Here is a 19,925-nt window from a genome sequence, read left to right on the forward strand (position 1 = left end):
GTTCCCGGCGGGGGCCCTTCGCCGTGCTCCGGCGCGCACTACTTCAAGGCCGCGGCGAGCTGCGCGAGTTCCTCGTACGAGGCGGTGCCGGCGAGCACCGTGGTGCCGCCGTCGCCCGCCGGGCGGACCAGCCCCCGGTAGTGGTCGCCCTGCACCCGCTGCCACTCCTGGCCCGCTACGGTGGCGGTGCCGTCCGGCTTCGCGCCCGGGACGTTGCGCTGCACCACGTCGTCCGGCTTGCCGTCGGCCTGCTCGACCGCCGCGTACTGGCCGGAGGCGGTGTTCATGCCCAGGTGCCAGGCGGCGCGGCTGTCGTCGCTCCTGCCGTAGGTCACCGAGGTGGCCGTCCAGCCCTCCGGGAGCGGCTGCGGCCCGAGGAGGGGGTACGGCGCGGCCCGCTTCGCCGAGGCGAGCTCGACCTGGTACGGCACCGCGTGCGGGCCGCCCTTGCCGTCCGCGCTGGGGATCGAGAAGTACGCGACCACCACCACGACGCCGACCGCCGCCATCGACAGGACCATGTCCCGTACCGTCTGACGGCCCCTCTTGCTGCTGTTGCCTGCCACCCGCCCATGGTAGGCGGCGCTTACGCGGGCGCCGCGCACCGGTGTGCCGGTCGGTGCCGGTAAGGAGCGTGGGAGGCGGGCGCCACAGACACCCGTTCCACCTGCCGATACGATCGCAGCAACCCTCAATGCAGCACTGGTGACGCTCCGCGTCCCGGTGCTGACTGGCCGTCGCGTACAGAGAGGTAACGACGATGACCACGCAGTACCCGCACCACCTCCCCTCCGCGCTGGAGGTCGCTCCGGAAGCGCCCGACCGCAACCTCGCCCTCGAACTGGTCCGGGTCACCGAGGCCGCCGCGATGGCGGCCGGCCGCTGGGTCGGCCGGGGCGACAAGAACGGCGCCGACGGGGCGGCCGTGAAGGCGATGCGCACCCTCGTCTCCACCGTCTCGATGAACGGCGTCGTCGTCATCGGCGAGGGCGAGAAGGACGAGGCCCCGATGCTCTACAACGGCGAGCGGGTCGGCGACGGCACCGGCGCCGAGTGCGACGTCGCCGTCGACCCGGTGGACGGCACCACCCTCACCGCCAAGGGCATGAACAACGCCGTCGCGGTCCTCGCGGTCGCCGACCGCGGCACCATGTTCGACCCCAGCGCCGTCTTCTACATGGACAAGCTGGTCTGCGGCCCCGAGGCCGCCGACTACGTCGACATCACCGCCCCGCCCGCGGTCAACATCCGCCGGGTCGCCAAGGCGAAGGGCTCCGCGGTCGAGGACGTCACCGTCGTCGTGCTCGACCGGCCCCGGCACGAGAACCTGGTCCGGGAGATCCGCGAGGCCGGCGCCCGGATCAAGTTCATCTCGGACGGCGACGTGGCCGGCGCGATCATGGCCGCCCGCGAGGAGACCGGCGTCGACCTGCTGATGGGCGTCGGCGGCACCCCCGAGGGCATCATCGCCGCCTGCGCGATGAAGTGCATGGGCGGCGTCATCCAGGGCCGGCTGTGGCCCAAGGACGCGGCGGAGCGGCAGAAGGCGATCGACGCCGGGCACGACCTGGACCGGGTGCTGACCACGGACGACCTGGTCAGCGGCGAGAACGTGTTCTTCGTCGCGACCGGCATCACCGACGGCGAACTGCTGCGCGGCGTCCACTACCGCCAGGAGACCGCCACCACCTCGTCGCTGGTCATGCGCTCCAAGAGCGGGACGATCCGGCGGATCGACTCCACGCACAAGCTGGCCAAGCTGCGGGCGTACAGCGCGATCGACTTCGACCGCGCGAACTAGGCCCTGTCTGGGGCGCGCACAGCGAGATCGCGTAATAGTGCAGGTGATTGTCCTGCTTCGCGATCTGGCTGTGCGTGCTCGGTCGGCCGCGCAGTTCCCCGCGCCCCCGGTTTCGCGCTGCGCGCGGGCTTCAGCCCGCTATGCGGGCCGGGACGCGGATCTCGCTCTCGCGGCGGCGGCGCCGGGTGAGGACGACGCGGCGTTCGGCGGCGGTGAGGCCGCCCCAGACGCCGTAGGGCTCGGGCTGGGCGAGGGCGTGCTCGCGGCACTCGAGGAGGACCGGGCAGCGGGCGCAGACCCGCTTGGCCTGTTCCTCGCGGGCGAGGCGGGCGGCCGTCGGCTCCTTGGAGGGGGCGAAGAACAGCCCGGCCTCGTCGCTGCGGCAGGCGGCCGAGGTGTGCCAGGGGTTGTCGTCCACGTCCGCCTGGGCCGCCGGGCGGCGGGCGGCGGTGGCGCTGGACTCGATCGGATGCAGCACGGTAACTCCTGACCAGGCTCAAGGCTCGGGGACGAGGTCGTCTCCTGCCCGACTGCCCCGTGCTCCCCCGCCGTGGCGCCGTCGCCGACCCGAGGGGTCACAGCCGTTCAGGAACGATGTGCGTGTGGAACTACCCCGCCGCTCCGGGATTCATGCACACCGCACGCAATCGACTACACCCTGCACTCGGACCAACGCCGAGTGCCGAACGGCGAGTTGACGCCCCGTCCGCGATCGCGCAGGTCAGCCGTCGAGCTGTCGGCGCACCCACTCCTTGAGCTTCTTGCCGCGCCGCGGCTTGGCCTCGACGCCGCCGAACACCGCGGCGCCCTTGACCCGGACGACGGGGGCGTACGGGTCGGCGGAGGTCTGCTCGCGCACCTCGAAGCCGCCGAAGACGCCGGCGCCGCCGCCGTGCAGGCTGACGTTCTCGGGGACGCGGATCTCGACGCCGCCGAACACCGTGACCACCTCGATGACCACCTCGGGCGACTCGAAGACCGCGTCGGTGAGGTCGATCTCGATGCCGCCGAACACGGCGACCGCCTTGAGGTGCGAGCCGACCCGCCAGCGGCCCTTGCGGGAGGCGCCGCCGAAGACCGCGACCATGGTGGGCGACTCGGCCCTGGCCGGGGGCAGCGGGGGCCGCTCGTCGGGGGCCGGGGCGGCCAGCGGGGCCTTGGTGAGGTTGTGCCGGATCGGCCCGGGGTGGCTGGGCAGGTCCCGGGTGAGGGGCTCCAACTCGCCGAAGGTGCGGGCGCTGTAGGCGGCCTCGATGCGTTCGGCGTGCTCGTCGACGGTGAGCCGGCCCTCGGCGTACGCGTCGCGCAGCAGGTCGGCGACCCGCTCGCGGTCGGCGTCGGCCGCCTTCAACTCGGCCGCCAGGTCGGTGCCGGGGGCCCGGGCCGGCGCCGGTGCGGGATCGTTCTTCGGCAGCGGGGCGGGCATCGCGCCCTGCGGGTCCTGCTCGGGAGAGTTGTCCACGTCACAAGCCTAGCGAGCCCGCCCCCGCCCCGAACGCCGGTTCGACGCAATGGGCGTGACCCCGGTCACGGAGGCGGACCTGGGCTCTGGGGCCCGGGCGGGTGCGCCTAACCTGGAGGGTGCCTCGTCGACGAAGCCGAAAGAACCGAAGGATCTCCCCATGGCCCCAGAGTTCGCCTACCGCGACCTGCTCCCGCTCGGCACGGACACCACTCCGTACCGCAAGCTCACCTCCGAGGGGGTCTCGACCTTCGAGGCGGGCGGCCGCACCTTCCTGCAGGTCGAACCGGAGGCGCTGCGGCTGCTGACGGCCGAGGCGATGCACGACATCTCGCACTACCTGCGCCCGGCGCACCTGGCGCAGCTGCGCCGGATCCTGGACGACCCGGAGGCCAGCCCGAACGACCGGTTCGTGGCGCTGGACCTGCTGAAGAACGTCAACATCTCGGCGGGCGGCATCCTGCCGATGTGCCAGGACACCGGCACCGCGATCGTGATGGGCAAGCGCGGCCAGAACGTGCTGACCTCCGGCGGGGACGAGTCGGCGATCGCCCGCGGCGTGTTCGACGCGTACACGAAGCTGAACCTGCGGTACTCCCAGATGGCCCCGGTGACCATGTGGGACGAGAAGAACACCGGCAACAACCTGCCGGCCCAGATCGAGCTGTACGCCACCGACGGGGACGCCTACAAGTTCCTGTTCATGGCGAAGGGCGGCGGCTCCGCCAACAAGTCGTACCTGTACCAGGAGACCAAGGCGATCCTCAACGAGGCGTCGATGCTCACCTTCCTGGAGCAGAAGATCCGTTCGCTGGGCACCGCGGCCTGCCCGCCGTACCACCTGGCGATCGTGGTCGGCGGCACCAGCGCCGAGTTCGCCCTGAAGACCGCGAAGTACGCCTCCGCGCACTACCTGGACAACCTGCCCACCGGCGGCGACGCGAGGACCGGGCACGGCTTCCGCGACCTGGAGCTGGAGCAGAAGGTCTTCGAGCTGACCCAGAAGATCGGCATCGGCGCGCAGTTCGGCGGCAAGTACTTCTGCCACGACGTGCGCGTCATCCGGCTGCCGCGGCACGGCGCCTCGCTGCCGGTCGCGATGGCGGTGTCCTGCTCGGCGGACCGCCAGGCGCTCGGCAAGATCACCGCCGAGGGCGTGTTCCTGGAGCAGTTGGAGACCGACCCGGCGAAGTACCTGCCGGAGACCACCGACGAGCACCTGAACGACGACGTGGTGCGGATCGACCTGAACCGCCCGATGTCCGAGGTCCGCGCCGAGCTGTCCAAGTACCCGGTGAAGACCCGGCTCTCGCTGACCGGCACGCTGGTGGTGGCCCGCGACATCGCGCACGCCAAGATCAAGGAGCGCCTGGACGCCGGGCAGGGCATGCCGCAGTACCTGAAGGACCACCCGGTGTACTACGCGGGCCCGGCGAAGACCCCCGAGGGCTTCGCGTCCGGCTCGTTCGGCCCGACCACGGCCGGGCGGATGGACTCCTACGTCGACCAGTTCCAGGCGGCGGGCGGCTCGATGGTGATGCTGGCCAAGGGCAACCGCTCCAAGCAGGTCACCAAGGCGTGCGCCGAGCACGGCGGCTTCTACCTGGGCTCGATCGGCGGCCCGGCGGCCCGGCTGGCGCAGGACTGCATCAAGAAGGTCGAGGTGCTGGAGTACCCGGAGCTCGGCATGGAGGCGGTCTGGCGGATCGAGGTGGAGGACTTCCCGGCGTTCATCGTGGTGGACGACAAGGGCAACGACTTCTTCGCCGAGGTCACCGACGGCCCGCTGATCACCAGCCTGCGGGTGCGCTCCGCGGAGTAGCGGCGGCGGTGCGCTGAAACGGGACGAGCCCCGGCCGGTGAGGGTCGGGGCTCGTTCTGGTCGTGCCGGTCACGGGCAGTTGTTGACGGTGCCGAGCGGCTCGAAGACCTCGTCGCCCTTGGGCTGGGCCGGAATCTCGACCGGCGCCTCGACGGGCTGCTCAGCCAGCACCTGGAGGGCGTTCTCGACCGCGTTCGGGTCGGCGGCGTCGGCGGTGTGCTCGACCGGGACCGGGGTCTGCTCGGCCTCGGGGGCAACGGCGGTGGTGGTCTCGTCGGCCATGGGGTGAGCCGCCTTTCAGCTGAGAGGGTTCCGATCACCCGAACGACTGTCGCTGGGCGCGCGGACAGTATCGTAGGGACCGCTAAATGTCTTATAAACGTTGCACCGCGCATCCGCTTGGTGGACGTTTGCGCGCTTCCTCATAAGCTGTCGCCCCCACCCGACCGGCGGCGGCGTGGGGAAGAGACGGTTCATCGGCCACAGGGGAGGACATGGAGCATCAGGACACGCGCTCCGCCGAGGCGTTGCGTTTCCAAGTGCTCGGCCCTGTCCAGGCGTGGCGCGGCGACGTGCCGCTGGCGCTCGGATCGCCGCAGCAACAGGCCGTCCTGGTGGCCCTGTTGCTCAGCGAGGGCCGTCCGGTGACCACCGACGACCTGGTGGACGGCATCTGGGGGGATCGCACCCCGCCGCAGGCGGTGGCCGCGCTGCGCACCTACGTCTCCCGGCTGCGCTCGGTGCTGGAGCCCAACCGCACCGCCCGCAAGCCCTCCGAGGTCCTGGTCTCGATGACCGACGGCTACGCGCTGCGGATCCCGGCCGACGCCCTGGACCTGACGGTCTTCGAGCGACGGGTCGCCGAGGCGTCCGCCGTCCGGGCCGACGGCGGGCTGCGGCCCGCGCACGACACCCTGGTGGCCGCGCTCGACCTGTGGCGCGGCCGTCCGCTGGCCGGCGTGCCGGGGCCGTACGCCGAGACCCAGCGCGGCCGACTGTCCGAGCGGCAGCTGGCGGTGGCCGAGGAGCGCTGCGCGCTGGCCCTGGAGATCGGCCTGCACGCCGACGTGGTGGCCGAGTTGAACTCGCTGTCCGCCGCGCACCCGCTGCGCGAGCGGCTGCGCGAACTGCTGATGCTGGCGCTGTACCGCAGCGGCCGGCAGGCCGAGTCGCTGGGCGTGTACGCGGACACCCGGAAGCTGCTGATAGACGAGCTCGGGGTGGAGCCGGGCGGCGGGCTGTCCGCGATGCACGCCCGGATCCTGGCCGGCGACCCAGAACTGCTGGCCCCCTCGGCCACCCCGCCGAAGGCCGCCGAGGAACCGGCCGTCTTCGTTCCACCCGCCCAACTCCCGGCCGATGTCTCGGACTTCAGCGGACGCGGCAAGATGGTGAACGAACTCCGGGACGTGCTGAGGGCGGGTTCCGGCCAAGCCGTCGTGGTGACCTCGCTGGCGGGCATCGGCGGCGTCGGCAAGACCACCCTGGCGGTGCACGTGGCGCACTCGCTGCGGCCGGACTTCCCGGACGGGCAGCTGTACGTGGACCTGCGCGGCGCGGGCGCCTCCCCCGCCGACCCGGCCGTGGTGCTCGGCGACTTCCTGCACGCGCTCGGCGCGCCCGACGCCCCCGACTCGCTGGAGCAGCGCGCCGCGCTGTACCGCTCGCTGCTGGCCGACAAGCGGATGCTGATCCTGCTCGACAACGCCCGCGACGCCGGGCAGTTGCGCCCGCTGATCCCCGGCGTCTCCGGCAACGCGGTGATGGTGACCAGCCGCTCCCGGCTGGCCGAACTCCCCGGCGCGCACCTGGTGGACATCGAGGAGCTGACCCCGGACGAGGCGCTGGCGCTGTTCTCGGCGATCGTCGGCGCCGAACGGGTCGGTGCCGAACCGGAGGCCGCGCTCCAGGTGGTCACCTCCTGCGGGTTCCTGCCGCTGGCGGTCCGGATCGCCGCCGCCCGGCTGGCCAGCCGCCCGCGCTGGAGCGTCTCCGACCTGGCCCGGCGGTTAGCGGACCAGCGCAACCGGCTCCAGGAGCTCCAGCTCGGCAACCTCGCCGTGGAGACCACCCTGGGGCTCGGTTACGCCCAGCTCCGGCCGGAGGAGGCCCGCGCCTTCCGGCTGCTCGCCCTGGTGGACTCCCCCGACCTGCCGCTGCCGGCCGTCGCCGCGCTGCTCGGCGCCCCCGAGCAGGAGGCCGAGGACCTGGCGGAGTCCCTGGTCGAGGCCAACATGCTGGAGTGCTTCACCCCCGGCCGGTACCGCTACCACGACCTGCTGCGCCTGTACGCGCAGCGGCAGAACGCCAAGCTGGGCGACGTCGAGCAGCAGCAGGAGGCACTGCTGCGGCTGCTCGACCTGCTGGACGCCACCATGCAGAACGCCGTCCGGGTCATCGAGCCGGACGACCGCGCCGTCGAACCGCTGCACACCGCACGGTCCGCCGGGCGCGGCTTCGGCAGCAGCGGAGCGGCTCGCGAGTGGTTGCGCACCGAGGTCGCGGTGATGCTGGCCAGCGTCGAGGCCGCTTCGGGCGCCCCGCTGGTACTGCTCCGGCCGGCCGTGGACATCCTGCAGAGCCTGGCCAGCCTGGTCGAGGACCCATCGTTGGCGCCGCGCATCCGCGGCGCGCTCCAAGCCGCCGCGGCGAACCCCGCCGCGGAACGGGACGCTCTGACCCTGGCGGGGGTGCACGGGGCGCTCGGCCAGATCCACCGGGTCGCGGCGGAGCTCACCATGGCGGAGGCGTCCTTGCGCCACAGCCTCGAACTCCAGCCGTCGGCCAGGCCCACCTCGCTGCGGATCTCCACCGCCAACGCCCTGGCCATCGTCCTGATCATGACAGGCCGCCCGGCCGAGGCGCTCCCGTTCTACGAGCAGGCCCACCTGATGGCGTCCCGCCTGGACGTTCCGATCAGTGCGGCCCGGCTACTCGCCAACATGGCCCGCGCCTACGTCGGTCTGGACCGCCACGCCGAGGCCGTGGACGCCGCCCGCGCCGCCGTGGCGGCCGCCCGCGCCTCCGGGAACGTGCCCTGCCTGGCGGACACCCTCTACCAGTTGGGCGTGGTGCTGCGCTCGACCGGTTCGCCCGGCGAGGCGGCGGTGCACCTGCGGGAGGCGCACCAGCTCTACCGGCAGCAGCAGCACCCGATCTGGGAGGGCTACTCGCTGGCCCGGCTGGCGGCCTGCCTGCTCGCCGACGGCCGGTTCGCGGCGGCGGCGGAGGCGGCCGAGGAGTCGTTGTCGATCGCCCAGGAGATCGAGGCGGCGTACTGCCAGGGCATGGCGAACGCCGCGCTGGGCGAGGCGCTCCTGGAGCTGGGCCAGCCCTCGCGCGGACTGGCCTGTCTCCAGGAGGCGCTCACGGTGTTCACCCGGCTCGGTGTGCCCGAGGCCCAACCCGTGCAGGACCTCATCGCTTCCCGGCACACCGAGCCTTCCCCTCCCCCTCTTCCCCCCGTCGCGCCGTAGGCCCCCGTTCCCCCCGCGGTACCCCCCTGGTCCCGCAGCCGGAAGCCCTCCCCCCCGGGAGCGTCGGCGTCCCCGCAGCCCCCCGGCTGCGGGAACGCCTTGACGCTTCCCCGGCGCTGAGAAGACTCTGACATCCGGCGATTGACGTTCGATAAACGCCTGCGGCAAGGCCGTTGACCGGCTGCGGGGCGAGCGTCGGCGCAGGTCGCGGGCCTGGCGCGGGCGCGGCGCGGCCGCGCCATGCGGCGTGCGGGCCGTCGGCGCGCTCCGTCGCGGGCCCCGGTGTGCTTCCCCCGGCGGGCGATAAGGGCCCAACGGCGCACGAGTTGGCCGGAAACGGACTCCACGGTGCGGTGATCGCGTTTATCCTCGAAGGCCAGGGTCGGGCGTGGTGTGCGGACCACGACGGGCAGGGCAGGACGCACGCGGGAGAGGTGCCCAGATCATCGTGACGGACGAACAGAGCGCTGCCGGCGCCGACGCCGACCGGGCGTCCGGGGCGGCCGCGCGCCGGGCCGAACGGGCCCGCCAGGCCGCCGCGTTCGACGCGATCGGGGGCCGCTACCAGGAGGTGTTTCCGGCCAGGGCCGGGCAGTTGGCGTGCGGCGACTGGCTGCTGGCCGAACTCCCGTCCGGCGCCCGGGTGCTGGACGTGGGCTGCGGGGCCGGCGAGCCGACCGCCCGCCAACTGGCCGACGGCGGGCTGCGGGTGACCGGCGTCGACCTGTCGGAGGGCATGCTGGCGCAGGCCCGAGCGGCCGTCCCGGCGGCGTCCTTCCACCGGATGGACGTCCTGGACCTCGGCCTGGAGAGCGCCGGATCCCGTTGGGGCGCGCCGGAGTTGGGCCCCGAGGGGAACGGCTCGCTGGACGCCGCGGCGGCGTTCTTCTCGCTGCTGATGCTGCCCCGCGCCGAGATCGCCGAGACACTCGGCCGCGTCCGCGAACTGCTGCGCCCCGGCGGCCTGTTGGCGCTGGGCATGGTCGAGGCGGACCTGGACGACGCGCCGCTGCCGTTCCTGGAGCAGGAGATCCGGGTCAGCGGGTACCTGCGCGAGGAGCTGACCGGGCTGCTGACCGGCGCCGGCTTCGCGGTCGAGGCGGTGGACAGCCAGTCGTACGCGCCCGCCGGGTCCGCGCAGCCGCCGGAGACCCAGCTGTACCTGCGCTGTCGGCGCACCGGCTGACGCGGCGTCAGCCTCCGTTCTCGAGAACACATCCGCACAGATCGGGCAGCCCGTGCGCGACCACCTGGAGCCCCTGGCGGGGCAGCCGCCCGCCGTACCCGTCCAGCGGCACCCGCCGCCCGGCGGGGGTGCCTCCGACGGGGTGCCCGCCGCCGGGGTTCCCGCCGCCGGGCCCGAACGGCTGGCCGAGCGGCTGGCCGCGCTGGACCGGGCGGCCCGGCGGATCAACAGCTCGCTGGACCTGACGGCCACCCTGCGCAACCTGGGCCGGGTACTCGTCCCGGCGCTCGCGGACGCCCTGGTGGTGCTGGTCCGCGACCCGCTGCCGGACGTCGAGCGCGACCCGGGCCCGCCGCGGGCGCTGCGGGTGCGGCACACCTGCGGCACCCGGCTGGGCCGCCGCGCCGGGCTGCGCCCGGTGCTGCCCGGCAGCGCCCTGGAGGACGCGCTGGCCCGCCGCGCCCCGAGCGGCCCGACGGTGCTGGGCGCCGGGCGCGACGGCCTGGCCGCCGAACTGCTGGGCGCCCGGGCGCTGGGCCGGCTGCCCGCCGGGACGGCGCTGCTGGCGCTGCCGTTGCACGGGCGGCAGGCCGCGCTCGGCCTGCTGCTGCTGGTGCGCCGCCCGCGGCCCGGCGGCGCCCCGGCCGACTTCGACCCGGCCGACACGGCGACCGCGGCGCACCTGGCCACCCACGGCGGCCTGGCGGTGGACACCGCGCTGCGCTACACCCGCGAGTGGGAGATCGCCGACCAGTTGCAGCGCTCGATGCTGCCCGCGCACCTGCCGCAGCCGCACGGCGTCCGGCTGGCGCACCGCTACCTGCCGGGCGAGCGCGGCGCGCAGGTCGGCGGCGACTGGTACGACTCGATCCCGCTGCCGGGCAACCGGGTCGCGCTGATCACCGGCGACGTGATGGGCCACTCGCTGACCTCGGCGGCCGTGATGGGCCAGCTGCGCACCTCGGCGCAGACCCTGGCGGGCCTGGACCTGCCGCCGCACGAGGTGCTGTACCACCTCGACGAGCAGGCCCAACGGCTGGGCCGCGAGCACCACTTGGCGACCTGCGTGTACGCGGTGTACGACCCGATCGCGGGCCGGGTGCGGATCGCCAACGCCGGGCACGTGCCGCCGGTGCTGATCGGGCCGGACGGCGTCAGCGAGCTGCTGGAGCTGCCGCCGGGCGCGCCGATCGGCGTCGGCGGGGTGGACTTCTCCTCGGTGGAGCTGCCCGCGCCGCCCGGTTCGGCGCTGCTGCTGTTCACCGACGGTCTGGTGGAGACCCGCCGCCGTCCGCTGGGCACCGGCCTGGAGCTGCTGCGGGCCCGGCTGGCGGGCGGCAACCGGCTCGATCCGGAGCAGCTGTGCCAGGAGGCGCTGCGGATCCTGCCGCCGGGTGACCGGGCGGACGACATCGCGCTGCTGGCGGCCGCGTTCGACGGCATCCCGGCCGAGGACGTGGCGCACTGGCACCTGCAGCCGCGGCACGAGACGCCGGGCCGGGCGCGCCGGCTGGCCGGGCACGCGCTGCGCCACTGGGGGCTCGAACACCTGGCGGAGAGCTGCGAGTTGATGGTCAGCGAGCTGGTCACCAACGCGATCCAGCACGCCACCCGGCCGGTGACGCTGCGGCTGGTGCGCACCTCGCTGCTGCGCTGCGAGGTCGGCGACGACTCCCCCGCGCTGCCCCGCACCCGCCGGGCCGGGCCGGACGAGGAGCGCGGGCGCGGGTTGCAGATAGTGGCCCGGTGCGCGGACCGCTGGGGGGCGACCCGGCTGGGCGCGGGCAAGGTGGTCTGGTTCGAGCAGCGGCTGGAGCGCGGCCGGTGAGCGGGCACAGGGCCTAGCGCCAGGGGTCGAGGGCGTGCTTGCCGCTGGTCCGGCCGGCTTCGAGCTGCCGCAGCACGGCCGGGCCGTCGGCCAGCGGGTGGACGGTGGGGGTGCCGGGCGGCTGGACGCCGGCCGCGATGAGGGCCTCGAGTTCGGTGATCAGCGACCGGTAGAGGGCGGGGGCCGCGGCCGCCAGTGCGCCGATGTGCAGGCCCTTGACCTGCACCTGGTGGGTGAAGACCAGGTCGTGGGTGGTCAGGGTGGCGTCCCCGGAGGCGGCGCCGAACACCACGACGCGTCCGGTGAAGGGCTTGGTGACGGCCAGGCTGGTCGCGAAGGTGGCCTGTCCGACCGACTCCAGGACCAGGTCGACGCCGCCGGTCAGCCGGGTGATCTCGGCGGCCAGGTCGGGACGGCGGCCGTCCAGCACCTCGCCGGCGCCGAGTGCCCGGACGGTGTCGTGCTTGGCCGGGGAGGCGGTGGCGATCACCCGCGCGCCGTAGTGGCGGGCCAGCCGGACGGCGGCCTGTCCGACGCCGCCGGCCGCGGCGTGCACGAGCACCGTCTCGCCGGCCGCGATCCCGCCCAGCGGCCTCAGCGCGGCCAGGGCCGTCGCCCAGTTGAGCACCAGGCCGAGCGCCTCGGCGTCGCTCCAGCCGGCCGGTACGGGGAGCACCCCGGCCGCCGGCATCGTCATGTACTGCGCGAACGCGCCCGGACCGGTGCCGACGACGCGGGTGCCGACCGGGAACGCCCCCTCGGTGGCCGGGCCGACGGCCACGATCTCGCCGGCGGCTTCGAAGCCCGCCACGTAGGGCGCGGGCGGGCCGCCCGCGTACGTCCCGCGGGTCTGCATGACGTCCGCGAAGTTGACTCCGGCGGCCCCGACCCGGATCAGGTACTCGCCGGGGCCGGGTGCGGGGAGGGGGTGTCCGGTGCTGAGGGCCATGTCCCCGGGGCCGCGGTGCGAGCCCTGGACCAGGGCCCGGACCGTCCGTTCATCGGTGCGCTGCTGCTCGCTCGTCTCCATACCTGGACGGTAGGACCTTGACACTTGCGTCAAGGGCAAGCGGCGGGGCGGGAGTTCCCGGGCGGGCCGTGCGGAGGTAGGCGTCGAGTGCGGTGCGCTGCTCGTCCAGGACGGCGATGCGGGCGGCGAGCCTGTCCCGGTGGTCTCGCACCTCGCGCAGGAACTCCTCGTCCGCCGGGGCGGTCGCGGCGCCGGGCGCGTCGGCCGGGCCGGGCAGGACCTCCCTGATCAGCCGGACGGGCAGGCCCGACTCCAGCAGCGAGCGGATGACGAGCACCCGGTCGATCGTGGAGCGGCAGTAGTCGCGGAACCCGTTGTCGAACCGGCCGGGGACGATCAGCCCCTCGTCCTCGTAGTACCGCAGTGACCTCGCGCTCACGCCGCCGGCCCGCGCGGCTTCTCCGATCCTCATGCCCGGGTCCAACGCGCGGGGGCGCCGCGGTGTTCCGGCGCGCGGGGAAACGGATCGTCAATGTCCGTGCGCACCAGGTGGGTTGGGGTGGTTCACGCGGGGATTCCCGGCGCGTCGCCGAGCAGCCGGTCGAGCGCGTCCAGCACGTCCGGGCCGAGCACGGCGAGCGCCAGCGGGCGGCTGCGGCGCAGGGCGAGGACGGTGCGCAGCACGTCGGCGTGGTGGATCTCGCGCAGGGCGGCGGCGTACTCGTCGGCCTCGGCGGGGGTGGCGGCGGCCCGCCAGGTCAGCAGCAGGGCCTTGACCACGGCGAACATCATCCGGCGGCCGCGCACCAGTTCGGGGCGTTCGTTGAGGCCGAACACCTCGATGGTGGCCTCGCCGCGGGCGGTCAGCGGGTCGTAGGCGCCGGAGTCCAGGTAGAGCCGCAGGTGGTCGGCCGGGTCCTCGCGGCAGGGGTCGACCAGCAGGCCGGCGCCGGTGGCCGGGTCGCGCGGGAAGCGGTCGCGCTTGCGGTTGCTGTTGCAGTGCGCGCAGGCCAGCAGGTGGTTCTGCCAGTCGAAGGTGCGCAGCGGGGCCTGGGCGATCGGCTCGAAGTGGTCGATGTCGGTGCCCAGGTTGTCGCCGCAGTACATGCAGCGCTCCAGGCCGGGGGCCATCTGACGCAGCATCAGCCGGAGTTGGGCCTTGGGGCGGACGGCGCGGCGCCAGGCGGCGCGCCCGGTGGCGGTGTTGGGGCCGTCGGCGCGTATCCGGTCGGTGGCGCGGGCGAGTTCGGCGGCCAGCCGGGGTTGCAGCGGTGGCCGCTGGAGCGGGATCACCCGTCCCTGCCGAGCAGCCGGGCGGTGACCTCGTCGACCCGGGCGGTCAGCGAGCTGTTGAGCTTGGCGCCGAGTTCGCGGTACTCGGCGAGTTCGGCGTCGGTGGCCTGCCCGGCGTACATCTTGCGCTCCAGCCGCACCAGCATCCGGCGTTCGGCCTCGGCGGCGGGCGAGTAGGCGCTGGGCAGCGCGAACAGCTCGGACAGCGCGGTGTCCTCGCCGCTGCCGTACAGCACCCGCTGCCGGAGCTCCTCGTCCAGCCGGTACGGGGCGCGGTCCTCGTCGGGGCCGGGCAGCCGGACGAGGGCGCCGGGGTCGGCGGCCTGGCAGACGTACGGGCTGTGGGTGGCGACCAGGAACTGGGCGTGCGGGAAGCGCTCGGTGAGCCAGGGGCCGATCCGCTGCTGCCAGCGCGGGTGCAGGTGCCGGTCGACGTCGTCCAGCAGGACCGGGCCCGGGGCGGCGGGGGCGGCCGCGAGCTGGCTGAGCAGGCGGACCAGCCCGGCGGTGCCGTCGCCGAGTTCGTCCAGCGGGAGTTCCAGCGCGCCCCGGGCCACGTACTGCCGTTCCGGGTCGCTGACCCGCCAGCCGTCCGGCAGCACCTCGGCCGCCAGGTCGGCGTCCAGCGGGACGCGGCGGCCCAGGGCGGGCAGCGGGTGGTGGGCGCGCCGGGGGCCCGGCGGGTCGCCGACCCGCCAGCGCGGGGCCGGGTCGGCCCGGACCCAGCCGTCGGCGCCCCACTGCGCGGCGGGGCCGGGGGGCAGGGCGCCGAGCGCCATCGCCAGCACCCGCAGCAGGGTGCTCTTCCCGCTGCCGTTCGGCCCGGCGAACACCGTCCAGCCCGGCTCCGGCGGGACGGTCAGGTCGACCTCCCGCGCGCCGGTGAAGCACTTCACGCCGGACACCCTGATCCGCGACACGTACACCGGACCACCCCCTCGGAGCGGGTTATGCCCACGCCCCGGCCCGCACACGCACCCGGGCGGCCGGCGGCGGGGCGGACGTGACGCGCCGTCAACTCCGGCGGCCGGTGGCGCGGTCACCCGTTCCGGTGAGGTTCGCGGGCGGGCGGGCGGGCCGGGCCTAGGTCCTGTCCGGTCGGTCTTGTCGGATCAGCGCGCGGCGTCGGGCGCCCGGCTGGGAGTGCCGGCCCGACGCCCTCGTACTGGATGTACTTGGGTGTTGGGCCGGTGCTTCCAGGCGGGATGATCCGGCGTCGCGCGCCCGGCAAGATCGGCCGGACAGGGCCTAAGCGGCGAGGCGGACCGGGAGGTCGCGCAGCGCTTCGCGCAGGGCCGCCGCGAAGCGGGCGTACTCGCCGGTGCGGGCGGAGCCGGGGCGGTGGGCGAGGCCGATCCGGCGGCCGGGGGCGGGGTGGGCGAAGCGGACGGCGGCGAGGCGGTCGGTGCGTCCGGTCTCGACGTCGAGGGCGGTGGCGGGCAGCAGGGTGGCGCCGAGGCCGCCGGCCACCAGCTGGACCAGGGTGGCGAGTCCGGCGGCCCGGGTGCTGCCGCCGGCCGGTTCGGCGCCGGCCTCGCGGCAGATGTCGAGCGCCTGGTCGCGCAGGCAGTGCCCCTCCTCCAGCAGCAGCACGTCCAGGTCGAGCAGGGCGTCGCGGGGCACGTCGGCCCGGCCGGCGAGGTGGTGCTCGGGTGGCACGACCAGCACGAAGTCCTCGTCGAACAGCGGGATCTCGGCCACCGGGAGCGCCCCGCCGGCGGGCAGCGCGAGCAGCAGCAGGTCGAGCCGCCCGTCGCCGAGGCCGTTCAGCAGCGAGGGGGTGCGCTCCTCGTGGACGTGCAGTTCGAGGTCGGGGTAGGAGTCGCGGACCAGCCGGAGCACGGTGGGCAGCAGGTAGGGCGCGACGGTGGGGATCACCCCGAGGTGCAGCGGCCCGGTGAACGGGCGGCGGGCGGCCTCGGCCTCCTCGGTGAGCGCGTGCAGCGCGGACAGCACCCGGCGGGAGTGTTCGGCGATCCGCTCCCCGAGCGGGGTGATCACGACCCGCCGGGTGGTGCGTTCGACGAGCTGCGCGCCGAGCGACTCCTCGAGTGCGGCGACCGCCCCGGACAGCGCGGACTGGCTGGTGCCGATCGCGGACGCGGCCTCCCGGAAGTGCCGGTGCTCGGCGACCGCGGCGAAGGCCCGCAGCTGGGAGACGGTGGGGGTGCGGGGCGTGCTGGGCTTCACTGGGCGGTGCTTCCTGCCGACTGTCGGGTGCTCCGTTCCAGTCTGCCGTACTGATCGGACTTGCCTATCGTGGCCCGCGGCAGAACCGATTTCACTGATCAGTAACCATGTGCGAGGCTGGAAATGTCCGCAATCCGGACACCCCTCGTCCCAACACTGGAGATGCGACGTGCTGACGATCGGCGACAAGTTCCCCGAGTACGAACTCAACGCCTGCGTGGACCTCGACGCCGCGAACGCCTTCGCCGAGATCAACCACAAGTCCTACGAGGGCAAGTGGCGCGTGGTGTTCTTCTGGCCGATGGACTTCACCTTCGTCTGCCCGACCGAGATCGCCGCGTTCGGCAAGCTGAACGAGGAGTTCGCCGACCGCGACGCCCAGATCCTCGGTGTCTCCGGCGACTCCGAGTACGTCCACCACGCCTGGCGCAAGGACCACAAGGACCTGCGCGACCTGCCGTTCCCGATGCTCGCCGACGTCAAGCACGACCTGATGCGGGCCTGCGGCGTCGAGGGCGCGGACGGCACCGCCCAGCGCGCGGTGTTCATCGTCGACCCGAACAACGAGATCCAGTTCGTCATGGTGACCGCCGGCTCCGTCGGCCGGAACCCCAAGGAGGTGCTGCGGGTCCTCGACGCCCTGCAGACCGACGAGCTGTGCCCGTGCAACTGGAACAAGGGCGAGGACACCCTCGACGCCCAGTCCCTGCTGGCCGGCTGACCGATGGCGCTCGACGAACTCAAGGCCGCCCTGCCGGACTACGCCAAGGACCTCAAGCTCAACCTCGGCTCGGTGATCGGCAACTCCGACCTGCCCGAGCAGCAGCTCTGGGGCACCGTCCTCGCCTGCACGATGGCCACCCGCTCCCCGATCGTGCTGCGCGAGCTGGAGCCCGAGGCCAGGGCCAACCTGAAGCCCGAGGCGTACGAGGCCGCCAAGGGCGCGGCCGCGATCATGGCGATGAACAACGTCTACTACCGGACGCTGCACCTGCTCTCCGACAAGGAGTACGGGACGATGCGGGCCGGTCTGCGGATGAACATCATCGGCAACCCGGGCGTGGACAAGGTCGACTTCGAGCTGTGGTCCTTCGCCGTCTCGGCGATCAACGGCTGCGGCCAGTGCCTCGACTCGCACGAGGGCGTGCTGCGCAAGGCGGGCGTCGACCGCGAGGTGATCCAGGCCGCGGTGAAGATCGCCGCGACCGTCCAGGCCGTCGCCGCGGTGCTGGACGCGGAGGCGCAGCTTCCGGCTTGAGCACGCTGAACGAAAGGTCCGCCCCGGGAGGGGGTTCTCTCCCGGGGCGGACCTTTCCGTGGTCGGGGGGTCGCTCGCGCCCCCGGCGGCGCGGTCACTGCTTCCGGGCGGCCTCGATGGCCTGGAAGACCTCCTGCCCGGCCGCGTTGCGCTGCCGCAGGTGGCCGGTGACGGTGTTGGTGACGGCGATCAGCGGGACGGCGACGATCGCGCCGGGGATGCCGCCGATGATCGAGCCGGCGGCGACGCCGAGGACCACGCCGAGCGGGTGGACCCGGACGGCGCGGCCGAGGATGAGCGGCTGCAGGATGTGGCCCTCCAGCTGCTGCACGCCGATCAGGATGACCAGCACCGCCAGGGCCTTGCCGACGCTGGCGGTGGCCACCAGGGCGATCAGCACCGCGATGGTGCCGGTGACCAGGGCGCCGACCAGCGGCACGAACGCGCCCAGGAAGATGATCACCGCGAGCGGGATCGCCATCGGCACGCCGAGCATGCCGAGCCCGATGCCGATGCAGAGCGCGTCGATGAAGGCGACGGCGACGGTGCCGCGCACGTACGCGGTGAGGGTGGTCCACGCCTTGGGGCCGGCGCCGGCCATCGCGTAGCGGGAGTGCCGGGGCAGCCCGCGCAGCACCCAGCTCCAGATCCGGGCGCCGTCGTAGAGCAGGAAGAAGGTGGTGAACGCGGTGAGCACCACGCCGGTGAGCAGTTCGACGGCGATGGTGACGCCGGTGAAGCCGGCCGAGGTGAGCGCCTCGGAGTTCTTCCCGATGGCGGTGGTGATCTGGTTGGTGACGTTGTTGAGCTGGTCCGGGGTGAGGTGGAAGGGGCCGTTCAGCAGCCAGTCGCGCAACTGCCGGACGCCGTCCTGGACCTGGGTGGTGACCGGGTCGAGGTTGCTGGAGACCTGCCAGAACACGAACCAGCCGACCAGTCCGATGCTGGCCAGGCCGGCCAGGAAGGTGACGGCGGCGGCCAGCGACCGGGGGACGCCGTGCCGGCGCAGCCAGGAGACGGTGGGTTCGAGCAGGGCGGAGATGAGCAGGGCGGCGACCGCGGAGAAGGCGACCAGCTTGAGGGTGTCGACGACCCGGAAGACCACGTAGAGGGCGACGCCGAGCAGCAGCAGCCGCCAGGTGGACTCGGCGGCGACCCGCAGCGTCCAGGGCACGGCGTCGACCGGGTTGGCGGGGCGGCCGAGCGGGGCGCCGCCGCTCTGGTGCTCGGGCGGCCGGGGGGCGCGCGGGGCGGGGACGGTGTCGGGCACGGCCCCTCCTTCCGGTGGTACGGGTGCCGCGTCCGCCGGTTCGCCACCGTGGAGGGCGAGTTGACGGGCCGTCTGCTCGGCGGTGCGCAGGGCGACCCGCTCGGCGGCGAGCTCGACGGCCTGTTCGGTGGCGAGGACGTGCGCCTCGGCGGAGATGGCCGCGCGGCGGCGGCGTTCGGCGGCGGCGTACAGGCCCGCCGCGAGCGCCCCTATCTTGGCGACGCCGCGCCAGCGGCCGCCGCCGTTCTCTTCCGTCACTGCCCGGTCTCCCCCGTGTTCGTCTGCCCGTGTCGTTCGCTCCGGACCGCGGGTCGCACGGCCGTCGCGGAGGAACGCTACCCGCCGTCGGGGGCCCGGGTCTCGGGGGTGTCTCGGACGACCGCCGGTGGAATCCGGCGAATCACCCGCTATCCGGACGTTTCGCCGCAAGGGCGCGGGGAAGGGGTGAGAGCAGAACGGACCTTCTGTCGGCGGACCGGCCGGGAGCGGAGGAACCAGGACCCGCTCCGTTCCCCCGCGTCCGCACACGAGCCGCCACCGCCCGCGGCGCACTGGTCAGCGCTGCCGGGGCGGGGCGGCCCGCGCCGTGGCCACCGCCTCGCGGCGGCAGCGCGAAGGGCCCCGGTCCCGCGGGCGGGATCGGGGCCCTTCGTCGCGCGCACCGCGCGGGGCCCGCCTGGTGCCGGGTGGGCCCGGTGGTGGGCCTAGTACCAGTGGTGGGCCTGCCAGAACGACCAGGCGCCGCAGGGGCTGCCGTAGCGGCTGTTCATGTAGTTGAGGCCCCACTTGATCTGGGTCTCGGGGTTGGTGCGCCAGTCTGCGCCGGCCGTGGCCATCTTGGAGCCGGGCAGCGCCTGGACCAGGCCGTAGGCGCCGGAGGAGGCGTTGGTGGCGGTGTAGTCCCAGCCGCTCTCGCGCTTCACGATCTGGCTGAAGCACTGGAACTGGTCGGTGTCACCGACGATCCGCAGCGCCATCTCCTGGACGGAGCCGGGGCTGACGGTGGCGAGGACGCTGCGCGCGGCGGCGCGGCTGGCCTCCTCCTTGATCCGCTTCTCCTCGGCCGCCTTGGCGGCCTTGTCCGCGTCGGCCTTGGCCTGGGCGTCGGCCGCGGCCTTCTGCCGGGCGGCCTCCTCGGCGGCCTTCTTGGCGGCGGCGTCGGCGGACACCTGCTGGGCGTCGGCCTGGCGGCCGATGCCGTCGCTGACGTTCTGGGCCTGCGCGCCGGTGGGAGCGTCGGCGAGCAGCGTGGCGCTCGCGACGTCGACCGTCTGGACGTCGGCCTTGCCCTCACTGCCGGAGGCAGCGCCCACGACGGCACCGACGGCGGTCACCGCGGTGGCGGAGACGACAGCGACTCCCCGGACCG

The 19,925-nt window shown here is 74.0% G+C and carries 18 protein-coding genes; 7 read left to right on the forward strand and 11 right to left on the reverse strand.

From position 1 onward, the window contains the following. Positions 1 to 38 precede the first annotated feature (38 nt). Positions 39 to 566: a DUF4245 domain-containing protein gene (locus ACFUEL_RS14820; RefSeq protein ID WP_380236606.1), complete on the reverse strand. Its 528-nt coding sequence runs from the start codon at positions 564 to 566 to the stop codon at positions 39 to 41. A 194-nt stretch (positions 567 to 760) separates the two neighbouring features. On the opposite strand from ACFUEL_RS14820, the gene glpX reads away from it, so the two are divergent. Next, complete coding sequence (gene glpX / locus ACFUEL_RS14825; RefSeq protein ID WP_380236608.1) at positions 761 to 1,801, forward strand: class II fructose-bisphosphatase; 1,041 nt, start codon at positions 761 to 763, stop codon at positions 1,799 to 1,801. 130 nt (positions 1,802 to 1,931) lie between these two features. On the opposite strand, the gene ACFUEL_RS14830 is transcribed toward glpX, so the two are convergent. Beyond that, positions 1,932 to 2,279, reverse strand: a complete 348-nt coding sequence (locus ACFUEL_RS14830) for a WhiB family transcriptional regulator (protein ID WP_380236609.1) — start codon at positions 2,277 to 2,279, stop codon at positions 1,932 to 1,934. A gap of 243 nt (positions 2,280 to 2,522) precedes the next feature. Further along, complete coding sequence (locus ACFUEL_RS14835; RefSeq protein ID WP_380236611.1) at positions 2,523 to 3,263, reverse strand: DUF1707 domain-containing protein; 741 nt, start codon at positions 3,261 to 3,263, stop codon at positions 2,523 to 2,525. A gap of 160 nt (positions 3,264 to 3,423) precedes the next feature. Here ACFUEL_RS14835 and ACFUEL_RS14840 point away from each other — a divergent pair, with 160 nt between their 5' ends. Then, entirely contained in the window at positions 3,424 to 5,085 is a 1,662-nt protein-coding gene (locus ACFUEL_RS14840) for a fumarate hydratase (protein ID WP_380236612.1), read from the forward strand. Positions 5,086 to 5,154: 69 nt separating this feature from the next. Here the strand turns inward: ACFUEL_RS14840 and ACFUEL_RS14845 are convergent, their stop codons facing one another. Further along, entirely contained in the window at positions 5,155 to 5,367 is a 213-nt protein-coding gene (locus ACFUEL_RS14845) for a hypothetical protein (protein WP_380236613.1), read from the reverse strand. A 212-nt stretch (positions 5,368 to 5,579) separates the two neighbouring features. Between ACFUEL_RS14845 and ACFUEL_RS14850 the strand changes: the two genes are divergently transcribed. The 3 genes from ACFUEL_RS14850 to ACFUEL_RS14860 all read left to right on the forward strand — a co-directional run bounded on the left by ACFUEL_RS14850 (position 5,580) and on the right by ACFUEL_RS14860 (position 11,575). After that, positions 5,580 to 8,561, forward strand: coding sequence for a BTAD domain-containing putative transcriptional regulator (locus tag ACFUEL_RS14850; RefSeq protein WP_380236614.1), 2,982 nt, complete (start codon positions 5,580 to 5,582; stop codon positions 8,559 to 8,561). 448 nt (positions 8,562 to 9,009) lie between these two features. After that, positions 9,010 to 9,747, forward strand: a complete 738-nt coding sequence (locus tag ACFUEL_RS14855; protein ID WP_380236616.1) for a class I SAM-dependent methyltransferase — start codon at positions 9,010 to 9,012, stop codon at positions 9,745 to 9,747. A gap of 52 nt (positions 9,748 to 9,799) precedes the next feature. Further along, on the forward strand, positions 9,800 to 11,575 hold the full coding sequence (locus ACFUEL_RS14860) for a SpoIIE family protein phosphatase (RefSeq protein WP_380236617.1): 1,776 nt from the start codon (positions 9,800 to 9,802) through the stop codon (positions 11,573 to 11,575). Between the two features lie 13 nt (positions 11,576 to 11,588). Here the strand turns inward: ACFUEL_RS14860 and ACFUEL_RS14865 are convergent, their stop codons facing one another. The 5 genes from ACFUEL_RS14865 to ACFUEL_RS14885 all read right to left on the reverse strand — a co-directional run bounded on the left by ACFUEL_RS14865 (position 11,589) and on the right by ACFUEL_RS14885 (position 16,028). Further along, entirely contained in the window at positions 11,589 to 12,605 is a 1,017-nt protein-coding gene (locus ACFUEL_RS14865; RefSeq protein WP_380236618.1) for a zinc-binding dehydrogenase, read from the reverse strand. Continuing rightward, positions 12,574 to 13,017 carry a MerR family transcriptional regulator gene (locus tag ACFUEL_RS14870; protein ID WP_380236619.1) on the reverse strand — a complete coding sequence of 148 codons (444 nt, stop codon included), beginning with the start codon at positions 13,015 to 13,017 and terminating at the stop codon, positions 12,574 to 12,576. Before ACFUEL_RS14870 ends, ACFUEL_RS14865 begins: the two co-directional genes overlap by 32 nt. A 92-nt stretch (positions 13,018 to 13,109) precedes the next feature. Then, a complete protein-coding gene (locus ACFUEL_RS14875) occupies positions 13,110 to 13,838 on the reverse strand; it encodes an HNH endonuclease (protein WP_380236621.1) in 729 nt (242 codons plus the stop codon). Beyond that, positions 13,835 to 14,881, reverse strand: a complete 1,047-nt coding sequence (locus ACFUEL_RS14880) for an AAA family ATPase (protein ID WP_380236622.1) — start codon at positions 14,879 to 14,881, stop codon at positions 13,835 to 13,837. Before ACFUEL_RS14880 ends, ACFUEL_RS14875 begins: the two co-directional genes overlap by 4 nt. 205 nt (positions 14,882 to 15,086) lie before the next feature. Beyond that, on the reverse strand, positions 15,087 to 16,028 hold the full coding sequence (locus ACFUEL_RS14885; RefSeq protein WP_380236624.1) for a LysR substrate-binding domain-containing protein: 942 nt from the start codon (positions 16,026 to 16,028) through the stop codon (positions 15,087 to 15,089). 169 nt (positions 16,029 to 16,197) lie between these two features. Between ACFUEL_RS14885 and ACFUEL_RS14890 the strand changes: the two genes are divergently transcribed. Beyond that, positions 16,198 to 16,749 (forward strand): peroxiredoxin, encoded by a 552-nt coding sequence (locus tag ACFUEL_RS14890; RefSeq protein ID WP_285740105.1) that lies wholly within the window; start codon positions 16,198 to 16,200, stop codon positions 16,747 to 16,749. A 3-nt stretch (positions 16,750 to 16,752) separates the two neighbouring features. After that, on the forward strand, positions 16,753 to 17,286 hold the full coding sequence (locus ACFUEL_RS14895; protein ID WP_380236625.1) for an alkyl hydroperoxide reductase: 534 nt from the start codon (positions 16,753 to 16,755) through the stop codon (positions 17,284 to 17,286). Between the two features lie 94 nt (positions 17,287 to 17,380). On the opposite strand, the gene ACFUEL_RS14900 is transcribed toward ACFUEL_RS14895, so the two are convergent. Next, on the reverse strand, positions 17,381 to 18,814 hold the full coding sequence (locus tag ACFUEL_RS14900; RefSeq protein ID WP_380236626.1) for an AI-2E family transporter: 1,434 nt from the start codon (positions 18,812 to 18,814) through the stop codon (positions 17,381 to 17,383). 446 nt (positions 18,815 to 19,260) lie between these two features. Next, positions 19,261 to 19,925: transglycosylase SLT domain-containing protein (locus ACFUEL_RS14905; protein WP_380236627.1), on the reverse strand; the 665-nt coding region annotated here is incomplete at its 5' end.

Source organism: Kitasatospora sp. NPDC057198 (genome assembly GCF_042670125.1).
Classification (GTDB): Bacteria; Actinomycetota; Actinomycetes; order Streptomycetales; family Streptomycetaceae; genus Kitasatospora.